Origin of the sequence: Paraburkholderia elongata, assembly GCF_013177735.1 — a bacterium.
In the GTDB taxonomy this organism is placed as follows: Bacteria; Pseudomonadota; Gammaproteobacteria; order Burkholderiales; family Burkholderiaceae; genus Paraburkholderia; species Paraburkholderia elongata.
This window is the reverse complement of record NZ_WOEZ01000151.1, coordinates 1-15,246: the sequence shown is the minus strand read 5'-3', so window position 1 is coordinate 15,246 and position 15,246 is coordinate 1. Positions and strand designations below refer to the sequence as shown.

Here is a 15,246-nt window from a genome sequence, read left to right as displayed (position 1 = left end):
TTCGGAGATGCAGGCCGTTGCCACCACCACGGCGCCATCACCATCGGCCGCCTCCACATCGTCCGCCGCCTCCAGCGGTTCCGCCACTTCCGCCGCTTCCACCGCCGCATCAATAATCGTTTGTTGGAGGCGTTCGATGCGCGGGCGCACTATCGCTTCCGCTACTTATAAGCAAACAGATGTGCGGAAATGGACGCAGTTACCTACCCGGGAATCGCTAACTTCTTCGACCCTGCACAGTAACCGTCAATTCCCGCGGTCCCGGCTTCCGCTGGGACCGCGCGCTTGTTGTTTATCGCAGTAATCAGATTAGCGCTGCATAAAAAAGGCGCGCGAGGCTGATTGCTCAGCGTCACGTGCCAACCTGGTACCGCTATTGCAATCGCTCTATCGAACGAGGAACCCGTATGTCAACGGGTCCCGCTCATCCACTATCCAGTTTGCAAAGCCGCAAACGAAAGCGTTGCCTTCGATTTCGGGGATGACAGCCTTGAAATCACCTACGGTCGTTTCGCTCAAAACTCGTCCCTTGAACACGGTGCCGATGATGGACTCGTTTACAAGCGTCTCGTCCTTCCCTAGCTTCCCGCGCAGATAGAGCTGTGCAACCCGCCCACCCGTTCCAGAGCCTGTCGGTGACCGGTCGACCTCACGGTCGGCGAAGACGCAACAGTTGGCCTGCGTGGAACCGGCGTGCCGGGGCGCGTTAGCAACGATGGTCCCGTAAATGTGGTTGATTTCAGGGATGTCCGGGTGTTCGACCGGAAACGCCTCATTAGCGGCCACCTTAACCTCCGCACCGAAACGGATGAGCTCTTCAACCGACGATTCACGCACTTCGAGACCGTGTGGCTGACCGTCTGTATAGAAATAGAACGCACCACCGAAGGCGATGTCGCCAGTCACGGGGCCGAACGATGGCGTCTGAACCGTGACGTCCTTTTTCCAGATGAAGGACGGCACGTTCACGAAGCGGACATTTCCCGCGTGCTCACCGTCCCACTGCACGAACGCTTCAATGAAGCCGCACGGCGCATCGATGCCAATGCGCGTCTCTGGTATTTGACGTTGCACCCAACCCAGCTCGACCGCTGCCGTCGACAGCGCAATGACACCATGCCCGCAGTGGTCGCTGTAACCCTCGTTGTGCAGGAAGATTATGCCGAAATCCGCGTTCGGGCTAACCGGTTCCGTCAGGTAACCACCGTACATATCTGCATGACCGCGAGGCTCGAACATCAGGACCTTGCGAATTTCGTCGGCGTTCTCCTTCAGCCACGCGCGTCGCTTGACGATAGTATCGCCAGGAAGACGCGGCAGACCGCTGGTAACGATGCGGAATGCTTCACCGCCGGTGTGGACTTCAACAGTCGAGATGGTGCGTGTGATTTTCATGTTTGCTTCGGTGAAATCGGTGGGTACCCGCGCCCCTTAGTTCCATTTGATTAAATTCAACGCGAAACGTGAGCGACCGTATTGAGTCCGACAAGGAGAACGTGTCATCGGCCGCCACCATGGCCGCCTCCGCCACCATGGCCGCCTCCGCCACCATGACCCCCTCCGCCACCATGGCCGCCTCCGCCTGCATGCTCGCCGCCGCCTCCATGTCCGCCGTGCCATTCACCGTGCCAACGGTCGCCATGCCAGTGATATCCGCCCCAACCTCCGCAGCCACCCCAATTACTGCAGGTTCTGTACCCCGCGCCGTAGACGGGATAGCCATACATCGAATCGTATGGCTGGGCGCCTCCATATCCTGGTGCGACCGCGCAACCAACCAAGCTCGCTGCCACGCCGAGCAACGCAATCAACTTAAGCACGATTTCCTCTCGAATGACGCTGAGGGCGAACCGTGAGAAAAGGTCGGCCGCCGTCGTTGCTAACAACCAAAGTTCGGAAGTGCCTGATGGGCATGCGTACTCTTTCGAATACGCCAGCAGACGGCCGCCCAATCAGCGTTAAATCCTGAAGCGAATAGCTAGGTGTAGGGCCTTAAATTCACTTACTGGGCCTCTTTGGAAGCCTCTTTCACTGCAGCATCTTCGGGATGCGCGATTGCGTAGAGCTCTTTGTTTCTTGCGATGGTGTCAGCGCTCGGAGGATACTCAAACCGCTTGTAGGGCAACAATCCATCTCGCCAGGCCTGAACAAGTTCCTCGTGCACCTGCTCCCGGGTCTTGCCCTGGCTGACCTGCGTTTCTTGCGCCGCCACCAGGCCCGTTGCAGCAAGGGTCACTAAACCGAATGCAAATGCTGGCCACTTCATCACGCTCTCCTTGACTCGTCGGATACAGCCGGAAAGACAAGTATGGAGAGATGTCTCTTGCGTCCGCATGAACGCGAGATTACAAATGAGACATGAACGGGAACACTCATTCCGTCTTGACTGAAGCCCCGATGAGGAGAAAGACGATAAAGCCGACGAAGAAAGTGGCAGTGGCAGCCGCGGTTCCCGGGACGTCGCGACCGGCTTCCAATCCGTCAGGCACATCAGCGGTATAGGGTGAGCGAGAGGCGACAAACGCGGTGAGCGATGCGACTTCCTCGTAGCCGCAGCAAGCGCGTGACGTGCGGCATTTGTACGTCCGTTTTCGTCCACGCTTTCCTATTCGTCCGGAATGCGTCGACCAAGCAGGAAACCTTTCGCGCTGCGGTCATGCCGCGGGAACACCGCTAAACTGCGGATTCGTGAACGTGCTCCCGGTTGAGTCGTGGGATTGTTGCGTCTTTTGCCTTTCAGAAATGCAGCGCTTATGAAGCGAGTACTGCGCTAAGCTATCCCCGCATCGCAGTCGCCAGCGGCATTGCATCGCTCGTCCGACACGCCCTTACTGCCACCTGGATTTCCATGAAACACGTTCTCAAGAAAGCTCTTGCTGTTCTGCTCGTAGCCGCATTCGCTGCCCCGGCGGTGTCTTTCGCTGACATGCATCGCGACGAACGACACGCCCCTGTGCGGCATCATTACCAACCTCACCATCATCAATTTCACCAGCACTACCGCTCGCATAGGTAAGCATCGCGCGCCAGCAACACAGCCTCCGGTAGAGAACGGTTTTCCCTGGATGGGCAAACCGTTTGTTGGCTTTACGATTTATGTCTTGAGCGTGCCTCTTTCTTTCCGGATGTGCCCGCATGTAACTGGTCACGCCCGGCTATTTGTCGTGCGGTTGACCCGTGTGACGTCATCCTGAAAAAGCGATGCGCGCCGCACGGGAGCGACCGTGGAGGCGTAGATAACAGAATCGTAATTTGCCGGTCAGCGCATGGTTAGTATTGAACGGTCAAGATTAACTACGGATTCCGACCTATGGCGGTCCCGCATTGCCACCCCCATTGCGGGTAGAGACATCATGAAACTCGTTGCATGCAACGGACATTTTTAACGAGCCAGGCTGACGGAGCGCAGAGTTTCGCCTTGTCGCTGGTCGACTCGGTGCGCCGCAGCGTCTGGTCACAGGAGATTTAGTATGAAACTAAGTGCCAGCACGTTTGTGCGACTGCGCCGTCTCGCTCCGGTTCTCGATGATGTACTCAACTCGCGCGAAGTCGAGCACGCCGACCAGGCAGTGGACCTTGCTTCACTTGCCCAGCTATGCTCGCAGCTGTTTGACACGTACCACAGCCAACACCCGGGCCAGATTGCGCAGATAGCGCAAGCGCGACTCGAAGCCGTTGAGTCGCTGTAACGCGCAACCTCTGGACTGGCGGCGGGTTCAGGTATGGGCATCAAGGTCGCACTAGACGATTTCTGGACCGGTTACTCCAACCTTGCGTACATTAGCGGTTTCCCATCAGCACGCTAAAGATGGACAAGTCCTTCGTCGACGATATCGAAGAAGACGAAGACGCCCGGGCACTCACCCAAGCTGTCGTGTCGCCCGGCAAAGCGTCGCGTCTGGATGTGCTCGCTCCTCGCTTGCGTCGGCGATTCGACAACTGACCTTTCACGAGACAGACAGCGTGAACTCAAATTCTTCAGTATGCTGCCCGATGCGCGTCCGGCAATCGCGGTCCTCGCAGGACCTGAGGGTGCGAGCAGATAACTCCCAAAGCATTAAGAGACAATGAACGCTACAATCCTGAATCCCAGTATCGACCGGGACAAGTTGGAATCCCTCGCTTACTCCAAGGTCACCTGGCGTCTTCTCCCTTTTCTCTTCCTCTGCTACGTGGCGGCGTATCTGGACCGCGTCAACGTTGGCTTCGCCAAACTGCAGATGCTCAACGACCTGAAGTTCAGCGACACAGTCTATGGCCTTGGTGCTGGCATCTTCTTTATCGGTTACTTCTTCTTCGAGATTCCCAGCAATGTGTTGATGCATCGCTTCGGCGCCCGCTTGTGGATAAGCCGAATCATGATTACATGGGCGGTTATTTCGTCCGCCACGCTTTACGTGTCAACGCCAACCTCGTTTTATATATTGCGCTTTTTGCTTGGCATTGCCGAAGCCGGCTTCTTCCCCGGTATCGTTCTCTACCTGACCTACTGGTATCCGGCCGAGCGCCGCAGTCGTGTCAATGCGCTTTTCATGATGGGCATCCCCGTTGCAGGGGTCATCGGCGGCCCGCTGTCGGGCTGGATTATGCAGGCATTCAATGGCGTGCATGGCCTCGCAAACTGGCAGTGGCTCTTCCTGCTGGAAGCCATCCCCTCCATCGTTCTTGGCGTCATCACGCTCATCTATCTGCCGAACGGGATTCGCGCCGCAAAGTGGCTCACGGAGCCCGAGAAGAAGCTTCTTGAGGAGAAGATTGCGCAGGACGGTGCTGGAAAGCTGCACGCCACGGTAGGAAGTGTCCTCGGCAACGGCCGCGTGTGGTTCATGGCCGCCATCTACTTCTGCTGCATGATGGGTCTCTATGGCGTGGGCTTCTATTTGCCGACGCTCATCAAGGCTGCCGGAGTGAAGGATGTGCTCGATGTTGGCATGCTGACCGCCATTCCTTACGGATGCGCGATTGTTGCCATGCTTCTGATTGCGCGAAGTGCAGACAGGTTGCGCGAGCGCCGCTGGCATTTTGCGGCCGCCGGCCTCATGGCAAGCGTGGGCCTCCTGCTTGCAACGGTCTTTGGTTCGAATGTTGAACTTGCGATGATTGCCCTGTCGCTCGGAACGGCGGGCGTACTCGCAACGATGCCAGTCTTCTGGGCGTGGCCGAGCGCCATGCTTGGCGGAAGCGCGGCGGCTGCGGGCATCGGGCTAATTAACTCGGTGGGCAACCTCGCCGGCTTCGTCAGTCCAACCATCGTGGGCTGGATGAAAGATGTGACGAACAGCACCAACGCAGGCATATACGTCATCGCCGCAGCCCTCTTCGCTGGCGCGTGCCTCGCGTTCCTTCAGCCGCGTGAAGTCCAGACTCGATAGACACTGACACTCATAATGAGCAAACCGGCAAAGTCGAGTTCCTTTTCACTGTCGAAATATTGCCGGCCGGTCTCCGCGTCGCGCCGGCGTGGCCCGAAAAGCGACAAGCAGACGCCATGAGCCTGCCGGGCATGGCGCGCTTTAGCGAAGGGACGTCATTGTCCCGAGAAGAATTCTCGTCTGCTATGCAGGGTATCGACCGCATGAGCAAGGATAAGAACTGTCGCCACGGCTATGAGTTCATAGGTTGCCGAAGGTTCTGTATCAATCCAGACGCCCAAATACGACATTGAAGAACCGGTTTCTTGATTCTCCAATCAGAATCGCCGCATTCGCTTGCTCCTGCGTTTCCCGGGATGCGGCAGCCAGCCACCAGCAGACTACCTCATTACATCGGCGCAATGCGCGTACGGTGCGATTCACCGTAATCGGCGTTCGATGAACGCCAAGCAATTGCCTTAAAGAAGGAATCTTTCATGGATGAACGTAAGCGAGACAGCATGATTGCTTATCTCCGTCACCGGATGGACGAGTTTGGCATCAGACCAGAAGACCTGGCTTCAGCAATAGCGTCCGCGCAAGCAGAGCAGAAGGAAGCGCGCTATCGCAGTGCGACCGGAAACACGTGGAGCGGTGAAGGTGAAATGCCGCAATGGCTGAAGCAAGCGATTAGTGCGGGACAGTCCGTTGAACATTTCCAATTGTCGGCAAAGGCGCGGCCGCCCGTTCAGTCGGGCCGAGCCGCCGTGGATTGGCGTGATGACCCGTTTGCGGGCAGCCCGCTTGCACGCGGTCAGCGCCAATAGTGAGCCTCGGTGTTGTCGCCTGCCAGTTTTAGAATGCACCTGCACGCAGTTCACCCTCATCCTGATAAGAACTGTATTCGCCTTCGCGTACACCACGAGCTTTCGTACGCGGTTTTGATATCAATTGTCATGGTCGCCATGACGTGCGCGCCTTAGCTTTTACGCTGCCGCCGTTCCCCCCGGAGGCCTGTTTGACGGTGCGCAACGGGTGCCGCTGCCGATAATGACTCAAGGCAGAAATTGATGAACGCCTCAACTTTCGCAGCTCGATGGCGCCGGGACGGAAAGAGCGCATACAGCGGAAATCTTTCGTCCGGCCACTCCGGGAAGAGGTCCACGAGTAAGCCGTCATGCATTACCTGTTCGACGCCAATCTGCATCACTTGGGCGATGCCGGCGCCGGCGATACACGCGCCGAGCATGGTTTCGACATCCGACACAAGAAGTCGCCCCTCTGCAGGTATCTTCGTGACCTTCTTACCGCGATGGAACTCCCACTCGAAGGGCTTGGCCGTCACCGGGTTATAAAACATGATTCGCTGATGTTTGCCCACCTCCTCCGGTTTTCCTGGCTGCCCGTGCTCAGCCACATACCGTGGAGATGCGACGGTAATGATGCGCGTCTCGAGTAGCTTGCGCGCAATCAGTGTTCCCATCGGCGGCGGTCCAAAGCGCACCGCAAGGTCAAATCCATCTGCCACGAGGTCGCCAACGTCGTCGCGCATGATGAGTTCGAGCGAAAGGTCAGGATGACGTGCCAAAAAATCCGGCAATCTTGACGCCAGCACCGTCCTTGAAAAGAACGGGTCGACGTTAACACGAAGCTTTCCCTGCACAACGTTCGCTGAACCCGACGCCGCCGAAGCCGCCTCTTCGATGCCCGTCAGGTGCGGGCCAACCGCGTCATATAGACGTCTCCCTTCGTCGGTCAGCGTCTGCGAGCGCGTCGTACGGTCAAACAGCCGCACGCCTACCCGCTTCTCGAGGCGTGAAACAGCACGGCTAACGCCCGATGGTGACAATCCGAGAGCGTCTGCTGCGCGCACGAAACTGCCACTTTCCGCGACTGCGGCGAGTACGGTGATGCCAGAAAACAGTCGACCATCAAACGTCATGACCTCTCCAATGCTCGTCTCATTCAGATAGTTTAGTCACGAGTGATTTGAACAGCACGCACTTTATTCAACAATTAAAAGATGAGAAATTGTCCTCCTGAACGCTGCAGCGGCCTTCGCTGCAGACCTGAACCGGCTTGGGAATGCATCAATGGAAACTTTGAAGACACAGGGAATTGAACTGCCACGCCTCGGGTTTGGCACATTCCGTATGCCGGGTGGTGGCTGCCAGCCGGTAGTCGAGAGCGCCCTCGAACTCGGATATCGACACGTCGACACTGCCGAGATGTATCAGAACGAGGAAGCCGTAGGCGCCGCAATTGCCGCCTCGGGTCTCGCACGAAACCAGTTGCATCTGACGACAAAGGTATGGCACGAGAACCTCGCGCCGGAGTCTCTTCGTCGCGCACTGGACGCCAGCCTCGAAAAGCTCCGTGTCGACTACGTTGACCTGTACATGGTGCATTGGCCGTCGCGTGACATGGACCTCGGCGCCGTCATGGAGACAATGCAAGGCTTTCTGCAGAACGGCACAGTTCGCACAATCGGTGTGTGCAATTTCAACGTGACGATGCTGCGAAAAGCCATCGAGGAAATCGGCGCACCCATCGCCTGCCACCAGATTGAATACCACGCGTTTCTAGACCAGTCGAAAATGCTGAGCTACTTGCGCGAGAAAGGCATTCCACTCGTCGCCTATGCCCCGCTTGCACAAGGCAGGGCAGCGAGTGACCCCGTACTTCAGGGAATCGGCGTCAAGCATGGCGTGACCGCTGCCCAGGTTGCACTTGCGTGGCTTCTGGAACAGAACGGGGTGGCCGTTATTCCTAAGGCTCAACACCGCGAAAGTCAGAAATCCAATCTCGACGCGCTGGCGGTGAAACTCGACGATGATGACCGGCACGCCATTGCGGTGTTGCCGAAGGACCACCGCTTCGTAAATCCGCCGTTTGCGCCGGAATGGGACGCGTAACCATTGTCTTCGCCTCGCCCGCAGTCCTTCGCTGGTCCTCGCCGCATCGCTAGCGCGCAATCGACCTCGATTCATCGATAGCCGCCTCTCTGGTCATCGTCGTCATCCATCGCGCTCGCGTGGGCTTGCGTGCGCTCGTCGTGGCTTAAGACGTTAGTGGTTGGCGTTGAAAGAGAGTGTATCGAGACGGGAAGTTCAACAAAGCGCAGATGGACACGTCACTCATCACGTGGGCTGATATTTTTGAGAGCGCCCGAACGCAACTTGGGTCGCGAGACCGCTCCCAAGTGTCGCTGATTGTCAACTTGAAGTTAAAGATGGTTTAAGTGCAGCAGCGTTTTTCGGGACGTTGGACGTTCTAGTATCAGTCAAACGTTAAATACCTGGAGACGAATCAGGAGGGCTTATCACATCGGAACCACCCTTGCTCGGAGCACTCCATGTATTTCCTCGCCGCCTTCGTAGTCAAGCTTGCCCATGGCAAGGCCTTTCAACGCTCCACGTCGAACGCTCCGACCACGAAGAGGAAGTCGCGATTTCCATGGCTTTGACATCCCGTTGCCCACGGCTTGCACTGCACCAATTGAGGCTGGCGGCGCGCGGTAGCAATTCATGTCCAGAGGAGCCGGCTTAAAGTGCGACAACGAGGGCACTCAATTTTCCGAGAATGGAGTTACGACAGCGCAAAGCTCGCTGTTCGGCCCGCCGACAACATCGCCTTTGGGTCCGACTGGCTCCCCTTTTTAACGTCTTCAAGGAATCATCGTGTCGGCTGTTCTGCATAACTGGATATATATCGGAAGCAACGCGTATGTGGAGTACACGTTCGTGCCGTGGCTTGGCAGGAACATCTATCGCCGTACCGTCGACCTCTCCGCAATATGCATCCAGTAGCCGCAAGTCAGGGGTTATTCGACCTCTACCCTTTGTTGGATTACTGCTTCACTCTTTGCCAAACAGAGCAACGCGATGGTCTGGTCCCCGTATCTCGCTCGCGCGTCGGGGAGTTGCGCACTATCCGGCAAGCATATCAACCTGGGCGACTCGGTCTACCGTCCCCGAACCCGCTGACGGGTCGTGCCACTTAACGCAGACGCAATGATTCTGGCCAGCGAGCTGGTCAAGGCCCGCATTAGCGACTGAGGCGCGCTGGAGTTGGCGTATGTTGGTTCGAACTCGCTAGTAAAGCAACGCCTGTGCTGGCCGACTCAGGGTGCGCTCCACCGTCTGGCCACAGGAGGTTCAACATGAAACTGGACGCCGTCACTTTCGTGCGACTGCGCCGTCTCGCTCCGGTTCTCGATGACGTACTCAACGCAGGAGAGGTCGAGCACGCAGACCAGGCCGTGAACCTTGCTTCACTCGTTCAACTGTGCTCGCAGTTGTTCGACGCGTACCACGACCAACACCCGGACGAGATTGCGCAAGCCCACCTCCACGCCCTCGAGTTGCAGTAACACACTTTCTCTGGCCTGGCTGGCGGCTCAGGTATCGCCGGTACAATCGAAGGACCTATCGCTTTGACCTCAGAACATGACCGCACGCCCATGCGTACAAGACGACTTTCTGCAGACGCTCGTAGAGCACAAAACCATCGTAAACGTGTTCCTCGTGAACGGCATCAGACTGAGTGGTCAACTGGCCGGCTTTGACCAGTTTGCAGTTCTGTTGGAGTCTGGTCCAGGCGTGCAACTTGTTTTCAAACATGCCATTTCGACCGTGATGCCGGCCAATGGCAGGGGGCCCGGCACGCGACCCGACCGACGCGCCGATGAGTAGCGACAAGCCGAACCACTTGCGAACTCGCGTCCGATGAGAACCACCACGACATGCTGTGGCCTACGCTTCATCTGCGCATAGTCACGCGAGGTCCACGTGGACAAGTTCAGAAAGGCGCTCACAATCCGTACTCTTCGGAACGGTAACCCCGGCGCGCCAAAGGGTCACGTCGTATTCCGCCACGCCGAGCGACCTGACCACCCGACTGGAAGTAATCGTCACTGACCTTGGACTCTCCCACAGACGGTCAAAGTCGCGGCGGTGACCTGTTCGCGGTCTCGCGCTGAGGTCTCGACACTTTCGGATGCAAGACGTAGCGACCCTGGTTGTTGGTTGTCAATTTCCCGTGGTACAAAGAAAGTGTCACGGTCAGCCGTTCCGCTGACCGTGACAACAACCCAAAATTTTTTGGAAAATTCAGGAAAATGGCAACAGGTACAGTGAAGTGGTTCAACGATGCGAAGGGCTTTGGCTTCATCACGCCGGACGGCGGCGGCGAAGACCTGTTCGCACATTTTTCTGAAATCCAGGGAAACGGCTTCAAATCCCTGCAGGAAAACCAGAAGGTGAGCTTCGAGGTCAAGCAAGGGCCGAAGGGCAAGCAGGCTGCAAACATCAAGCCGGCCTAAGAGCCAGCTCTTCTTTTGCAACGCAAGTGCCCGGTTCGCCGGGCATTGTGCTTTCTCGACGGCACATAGCCATGTGAGCATTGCCGACTGACAGAGTTTTTCTGCCGCCAGGCTTTGCGGTTTTGCTAGGCATTCGCGGGCACACTTGCGACACGCTCCCGTACAGCGTTTGCAATGCTCCTCCTGATGCTCCTTGCATTCTGCGGCGCACGCCAGCACACCTGCGCGCACAAGGCACAGATAGCCGTCGCGTGGCGGCGGGCTGCATACCATGCCACCGGATGCAAGGCGGCAGACCGCCGCGCAATCGACATCGAGTTTTATGCGTTCGGCCATTTCGGTCGCATGTTCCTCTCACAAACGGGAAGCGACGCAGTGGTCGCAAGCCGTCGCTCATGCGTCGAAGGCCGAGATGCAAGGTTGATGCTGTTCGTGTGCCATTTAAAGCTCCGATGGAATGGCCGGCGACAAGACCGGCTCATTTCACCGAGCAACGCACGGACCCAGTCTGCACCGTTGTCCTTTTCGGCCTCCCGTGCCAGAGCCGGGGCGAGCGCACTCAGGACCATCGGCGTGAGCCATCAGGTCAAGGTATTGCCTCAGACTGCGTGCGGACGCGGAAAAACCTTTCGACGGGAATAATCGCGACTATGCCGTCGCCGGCCGGCCCGACGCGCGCGATATCCATGATTGCTCTTACGAGGGTTTCAACGTCCGATGCCTGGGCGAAAATTTCGATTTTGAGGTGTTCGGTCGTCCAATCATCGGCAAACAGGTTTGGATGCGCGCCGAACCCTTTTACCTTGCTGACGGTTATGCCGTGGATATCAATAGCGCCGAGCCTCTTTTCCAGAGTTTGCAGAACGTCCGGCCGGACAACCGCCACAACACATTTAAGTTCCATGTCTTGCTCCTCGTTGACTCCTTGATGGAAGGACGTCATGCGCTGCTACCCCTTCGGCGCCCATCTTGCATCAACTACTGCCTGAATCTTCCCTGCATCTCGAACTCCGTCTTGTATCATCTGATAATGTATCTCTGCCATACCTTGGGGAACCGGGCAAGTTACTGCAATCCGGTCTTCAAAGCATTGCAAGCGCAACGGCGGCGTATCGGCATTGGCGAGCGTGATAAGTGCCTGCGCCAGCTTCTTCGGGTCGTTGGCCTCTTTTCCATTGACAGCGACCGTTGCTTCACGCGTAGCCCGCGCCTTCGCAGCATATGCGTCGATTACTTTTTTTCGCGTACTTGACGGAATACCGCTGAGATACTCAGTGCTGAAGTATCCTGGCCCCACTACCGTCACATGAATCCCCAACGGGGCGACCTCGATGGCCAAGCACTCGGTGATGCCTTCTACGGCAAATTTCGTCGCGCAATAGCTAGACGCGCCGGCGTCGCCGTGTTCGCAGCGGAAAACTCGCTCGGCGTTCGCTCCATCCGCCAGATTTCTTTGCCCGCGTGCCTTGGATGGCCCGTGAGATGTTGGTTGGGCGCCCGAGCCGACACGATGCGAGCGCGGCGCCTCAGGCTACTGCACCAAACAAGGCGCCGACACCTGCAGACACACCCATTGCCAAAGCACTCCAGAAGACCACGCGGACAACGCCAGGGCCGACTTTCGCTCCGCCCGCTTTTGCGGCCAGGCCGCCCAGAAAGGCTAGCGAAACCAAGGCAGAGAAGACTATAAGTGGAACCAGCACCGGTTCGGGCGCAACTGCGGCAACGATAGCCGGCAAGGCTGCGCCCACCGAAAAGCTGCAGGCAGAAGCCAGTGCTGCTTGCAAAGGTCGGGCGGACGTCACTTTCGAAATGCCCAGCTCATCACGTGCGTGAGCGCCAAGCGCGTCGTGGGCCATCAGCTTTTCGGCAACCTGCTTGGCAAGCGGCAAAGCCAGACCGCGACGCACATAGATTGCGGTCAATTCTCGATGCTCGCGCGGAAAGTCAGCCTCGAGTTCGGCCTGCTCTTGGACCAAAGCTGCCTTTTCAGTATCCGCCTGCGAGGAAACAGATACGTATTCGCCAGTCGCCATCGACATGGCCCCCGCAACCAGCCCGGCCACGGCCGTGAGCACAATGCTTCCATGAGAGGAATGTGCTGATGCTACGCCGGTAACGAGGCTGGCAGTCGATACGATGCCATCATTGGCTCCGAGAACCGCAGCACGCAACCAGCCAATGGTTTCAAGACGATGCTGTTCCCTATGTCGCCTGGCCATATTTCCTCAACGTTCGAAGCTCTCACCTATCAGCCTCGACCGAACGCACAGTGAAGCTGAGCACCTATCGCCGTGCATCCAGGCGACCTACCGCTTTTTGCCGCCAATAAAGCCTGGCGGCACTCTGGCATCCTGGTTTTTCGCGAGATATTCGCCCTGATGTACAGCCGCAGTAAACTGAAACGGAGTGGTCCAAAGTCGGATGCGAGTCCGGAAGAAATCGGCCCACTGTGTTGTCGCCGATGCCAGGTTGGCCCGTATGCGGGCATCAGACTGAGCAGCCTGCCAATCAAGAAACGACTCTGTCATCAACGACTTGCGGCCCAATCTGGCTGGTCCGCCGATTTTCGGTATGCGGGTCAATATTATGTTGGTGTCAACAGGGCAGCCGTAGACTTAAAGCCGGATTCTTCGTCGGGGGAACCGCTGAAACCTTTGTCTCATCGCAGCGGTCCCGCTGGATACGTCTCTCAATGACCAAAGAAAATGTCACATTGAGGCCTGGTAGCGCAAGTTCGAGTGCGCGCGCTGCCTGATGCGCTACGTATGTCGCGAACGCCGCCATATGACATGTCGGTGCCGGATTGAGCGGACGCGTTGGCGTTATCCTGCATCCTCGCGTGAGCGTCGCCCTGCATCGTCTCACCAGCGTTGGCCTGCATCGTCTCGTGGGCGTATGGCCGTACGTCCCGCGGCTCCTTCGCGGTCGCCATATCCGCCACAAGAAGCAAAGCGATGGCTGCCGTCAACATCAAACGTAATTTCATTTCGAGCCTCCTTGAATCTAGTACCAGTTGCCTGAGTCCTTTTCTCGGCAATTCGCTAATCTGACGCCTGCTCGCAGAACCGCGCTAAAGCGACCCGGACTACGTCGACGGGCGCGAGCGGGAAAGGTGGGATATCGACCGCTGCAGGTCGCATCGCCGAACTAATTAGGTAACTACTGGCGAAAGGCACGCCCTCGGTATCGGGCGGTACAGGGCGGCGCACCGGAAGGTCGCTTGACCAAGTCATGGTAAGCCTTTGCGCAGATAACGCCCGCGCTACAAGTTCTGTTATAGGCTGCCAGCGCTAGACTTCAACGGACAGTCGATGGAGCCTCTGCGTTGCAAGCGCAACCTGGTCAGCAAGCATCCCTGAATGACTCGTCGCGATAGAGAAGCTTTCGCAATCCTCGTCGACAATACGCATATCGATGGCATGCGAGGTAACGCAGAGGAGCCGTATGTCGACAGAAAAGAGGAGCTCCGACGAGGCACGGGCCTTGGAACGAGTCGTAAGCGCGGCGCGCAATGTGCAAGCCGCGTCCACCGCTCTTGAACGGCACTTCGCATCGGACGGCGACGGCCAGTCGTCGACTCTCGAACTTGTCAGGTTCGAAGCTGCGATGCAAGAACTGAAGGAGGCACGTGAAGCGTTCGATGCGCTCCTATCGGGGGGGCCGAGGTAAATTGACGCGTGCGGTCGCGTCCCGGACTAGCTACAGTGGACGGACCAAGGGAGACGAACATGGCTGAATCCAATCCGCTCAGGCTGTCGCACGAACAATTGCGCGCCACACTCGCCGCGCAGCCTCTACCCTTTATCGAACTGTTCGCGCGACAAGGCGTATCGCTGGAGTTGTTCTCGCCACGCACCGCCGACACGCAGCAACCGCACGACCGCGACGAGTTATATTTTGTCGCGTCAGGTCACGGCACGTTCCGGCGCGAGGGTGAAGTTGTTGCTTTCGAGACTGGAGATTTTCTGTTCGTTGCTGCACATGTGCCACATCGCTTCGAAACCTTCAGCGATGACTTTCAGACGTGGGTCGTGTTCTTCGGGTCCGTTATTCCGCACCCGACGCGATAGCCTGGTTACGCCCGCAGGATGTTGAAGCGCCGACCGCGCGCGTGGAAGCTGACGACAAAGACGGGATGCTTGAAACCCGACTGGTGCGAGTACGCGGCGGCGTGCAGGGCATCGGCTATCGCGAAGCCTGCGTATGCCGCGCCCATGCGCTGGGTGTCACCGGCGGGGTCCGAAACCGAATGAACGATTCGGTAGAGGCGACGCTGCAGGGCTCGCCGGAGCAGCTTGCCGACATGTGCGCCTTGTTCAGCGAGGACTTGTCCGCAGCGCTAGTCGACGAGCTTGAGGTTACCCGGTCCGTGCAGCAAGAGCCTGACTGCGGCATCGGCGAACACTTGTTGGTGCCATACGAGCAGTACACGCAGCAATCCCCCGGGTTTCGGCCTGAACACCGTTTTGCAATGGTCAACATTCGTAAAACCACACACAGGCGTCGGTGGGCATCGATTCGTTCGTGAGCGTCGCTACTATGAACTCCGCAACACATTAAAAACGCGTG

19 protein-coding genes and 1 pseudogene are annotated in these 15,246 nt (G+C 57.7%); 12 read left to right on the top strand and 8 right to left on the bottom strand.

Features of this window, described 5'->3' with window-relative positions; translation table 11 throughout:
- Positions 1 to 387: 387 nt before the first annotated feature.
- The 4 genes from lhpH to GNZ13_RS27650 all read right to left on the bottom strand — a co-directional run bounded on the left by lhpH (position 388) and on the right by GNZ13_RS27650 (position 2,998).
- Positions 388 to 1,395, bottom strand: a complete 1,008-nt coding sequence (lhpH, locus tag GNZ13_RS27665) for a trans-3-hydroxy-L-proline dehydratase (protein ID WP_172170508.1) — start codon at positions 1,393 to 1,395, stop codon at positions 388 to 390.
- Complete coding sequence (locus GNZ13_RS27660) at positions 1,364 to 1,642, bottom strand: hypothetical protein (protein WP_172170506.1); 279 nt, start codon at positions 1,640 to 1,642, stop codon at positions 1,364 to 1,366. Before GNZ13_RS27660 ends, lhpH begins: the two co-directional genes overlap by 32 nt.
- Before the next feature lie 360 nt (positions 1,643 to 2,002).
- Positions 2,003 to 2,266, bottom strand: coding sequence for a DUF4148 domain-containing protein (locus tag GNZ13_RS27655; protein ID WP_172170504.1), 264 nt, complete (start codon positions 2,264 to 2,266; stop codon positions 2,003 to 2,005).
- A 504-nt stretch (positions 2,267 to 2,770) separates the two neighbouring features.
- On the bottom strand, positions 2,771 to 2,998 hold the full coding sequence (locus tag GNZ13_RS27650) for a hypothetical protein (RefSeq protein ID WP_172170502.1): 228 nt from the start codon (positions 2,996 to 2,998) through the stop codon (positions 2,771 to 2,773).
- A 472-nt stretch (positions 2,999 to 3,470) separates the two neighbouring features.
- On the opposite strand from GNZ13_RS27650, the gene GNZ13_RS27645 reads away from it, so the two are divergent.
- The 4 genes from GNZ13_RS27645 (at position 3,471) to GNZ13_RS27635 (ending at position 6,178) form a co-directional block, all read left to right on the top strand.
- Complete coding sequence (locus GNZ13_RS27645) at positions 3,471 to 3,689, top strand: hypothetical protein (protein WP_172170500.1); 219 nt, start codon at positions 3,471 to 3,473, stop codon at positions 3,687 to 3,689.
- 119 nt (positions 3,690 to 3,808) lie between these two features.
- On the top strand, positions 3,809 to 3,943 hold the full coding sequence (locus GNZ13_RS53575; protein ID WP_268959191.1) for a hypothetical protein: 135 nt from the start codon (positions 3,809 to 3,811) through the stop codon (positions 3,941 to 3,943).
- 124 nt (positions 3,944 to 4,067) lie between these two features.
- Positions 4,068 to 5,372 (top strand): MFS transporter, encoded by a 1,305-nt coding sequence (locus GNZ13_RS27640; RefSeq protein ID WP_172170498.1) that lies wholly within the window; start codon positions 4,068 to 4,070, stop codon positions 5,370 to 5,372.
- Between the two features lie 476 nt (positions 5,373 to 5,848).
- The gene (locus tag GNZ13_RS27635) at positions 5,849 to 6,178 is read left to right on the top strand and encodes an H-NS histone family protein (RefSeq protein ID WP_172170496.1); all 330 of its coding nucleotides are present in this window, start codon (positions 5,849 to 5,851) and stop codon (positions 6,176 to 6,178) included.
- Positions 6,179 to 6,330: 152 nt separating this feature from the next.
- Here GNZ13_RS27635 and GNZ13_RS27630 read toward each other — a convergent pair whose 3' ends face one another.
- Positions 6,331 to 7,293, bottom strand: a complete 963-nt coding sequence (locus GNZ13_RS27630; RefSeq protein WP_172170494.1) for a LysR family transcriptional regulator — start codon at positions 7,291 to 7,293, stop codon at positions 6,331 to 6,333.
- A 151-nt stretch (positions 7,294 to 7,444) separates the two neighbouring features.
- On the opposite strand from GNZ13_RS27630, the gene GNZ13_RS27625 reads away from it, so the two are divergent.
- The 6 genes from GNZ13_RS27625 (at position 7,445) to GNZ13_RS27605 (ending at position 10,674) form a co-directional block, all read left to right on the top strand.
- Positions 7,445 to 8,266: an aldo/keto reductase gene (locus GNZ13_RS27625; RefSeq protein WP_172170492.1), complete on the top strand. Its 822-nt coding sequence runs from the start codon at positions 7,445 to 7,447 to the stop codon at positions 8,264 to 8,266.
- A gap of 765 nt (positions 8,267 to 9,031) precedes the next feature.
- Positions 9,032 to 9,160, top strand: a complete 129-nt coding sequence (locus GNZ13_RS53570) for a hypothetical protein (RefSeq protein WP_268959192.1) — start codon at positions 9,032 to 9,034, stop codon at positions 9,158 to 9,160.
- Between the two features lie 75 nt (positions 9,161 to 9,235).
- Positions 9,236 to 9,337, top strand: a complete 102-nt coding sequence (locus GNZ13_RS52745) for a DUF3331 domain-containing protein (RefSeq protein ID WP_236002209.1) — start codon at positions 9,236 to 9,238, stop codon at positions 9,335 to 9,337.
- Positions 9,338 to 9,513: 176 nt separating this feature from the next.
- Complete coding sequence (locus GNZ13_RS27615) at positions 9,514 to 9,723, top strand: hypothetical protein (protein WP_172170490.1); 210 nt, start codon at positions 9,514 to 9,516, stop codon at positions 9,721 to 9,723.
- Between the two features lie 76 nt (positions 9,724 to 9,799).
- Positions 9,800 to 10,045, top strand: a complete 246-nt coding sequence (gene hfq / locus GNZ13_RS27610) for an RNA chaperone Hfq (RefSeq protein WP_216675041.1) — start codon at positions 9,800 to 9,802, stop codon at positions 10,043 to 10,045.
- Between the two features lie 425 nt (positions 10,046 to 10,470).
- On the top strand, positions 10,471 to 10,674 hold the full coding sequence (locus GNZ13_RS27605) for a cold-shock protein (protein ID WP_172170514.1): 204 nt from the start codon (positions 10,471 to 10,473) through the stop codon (positions 10,672 to 10,674).
- Between the two features lie 586 nt (positions 10,675 to 11,260).
- Here the strand turns inward: GNZ13_RS27605 and GNZ13_RS27600 are convergent.
- From GNZ13_RS27600 to GNZ13_RS27590, 3 genes are all read right to left on the bottom strand, one after another.
- Positions 11,261 to 11,578 carry a P-II family nitrogen regulator gene (locus GNZ13_RS27600; protein ID WP_172170488.1) on the bottom strand — a complete coding sequence of 106 codons (318 nt, stop codon included), beginning with the start codon at positions 11,576 to 11,578 and terminating at the stop codon, positions 11,261 to 11,263.
- Between the two features lie 45 nt (positions 11,579 to 11,623).
- On the bottom strand, positions 11,624 to 12,121 hold the full coding sequence (locus GNZ13_RS52740; RefSeq protein ID WP_236002210.1) for an SDR family NAD(P)-dependent oxidoreductase: 498 nt from the start codon (positions 12,119 to 12,121) through the stop codon (positions 11,624 to 11,626).
- Positions 12,122 to 12,200: 79 nt separating this feature from the next.
- Positions 12,201 to 12,896 (bottom strand): VIT1/CCC1 transporter family protein, encoded by a 696-nt coding sequence (locus GNZ13_RS27590; RefSeq protein WP_063500534.1) that lies wholly within the window; start codon positions 12,894 to 12,896, stop codon positions 12,201 to 12,203.
- Positions 12,897 to 14,405: 1,509 nt separating this feature from the next.
- Between GNZ13_RS27590 and GNZ13_RS27585 the strand changes: the two genes are divergently transcribed.
- Entirely contained in the window at positions 14,406 to 14,747 is a 342-nt protein-coding gene (locus tag GNZ13_RS27585; protein WP_172170486.1) for a cupin domain-containing protein, read from the top strand.
- A gap of 65 nt (positions 14,748 to 14,812) precedes the next feature.
- A pseudogene (locus GNZ13_RS52735) lies at positions 14,813 to 15,037 on the top strand (acylphosphatase); the annotation flags it as partial.
- Positions 15,038 to 15,246 lie beyond the last annotated feature (209 nt).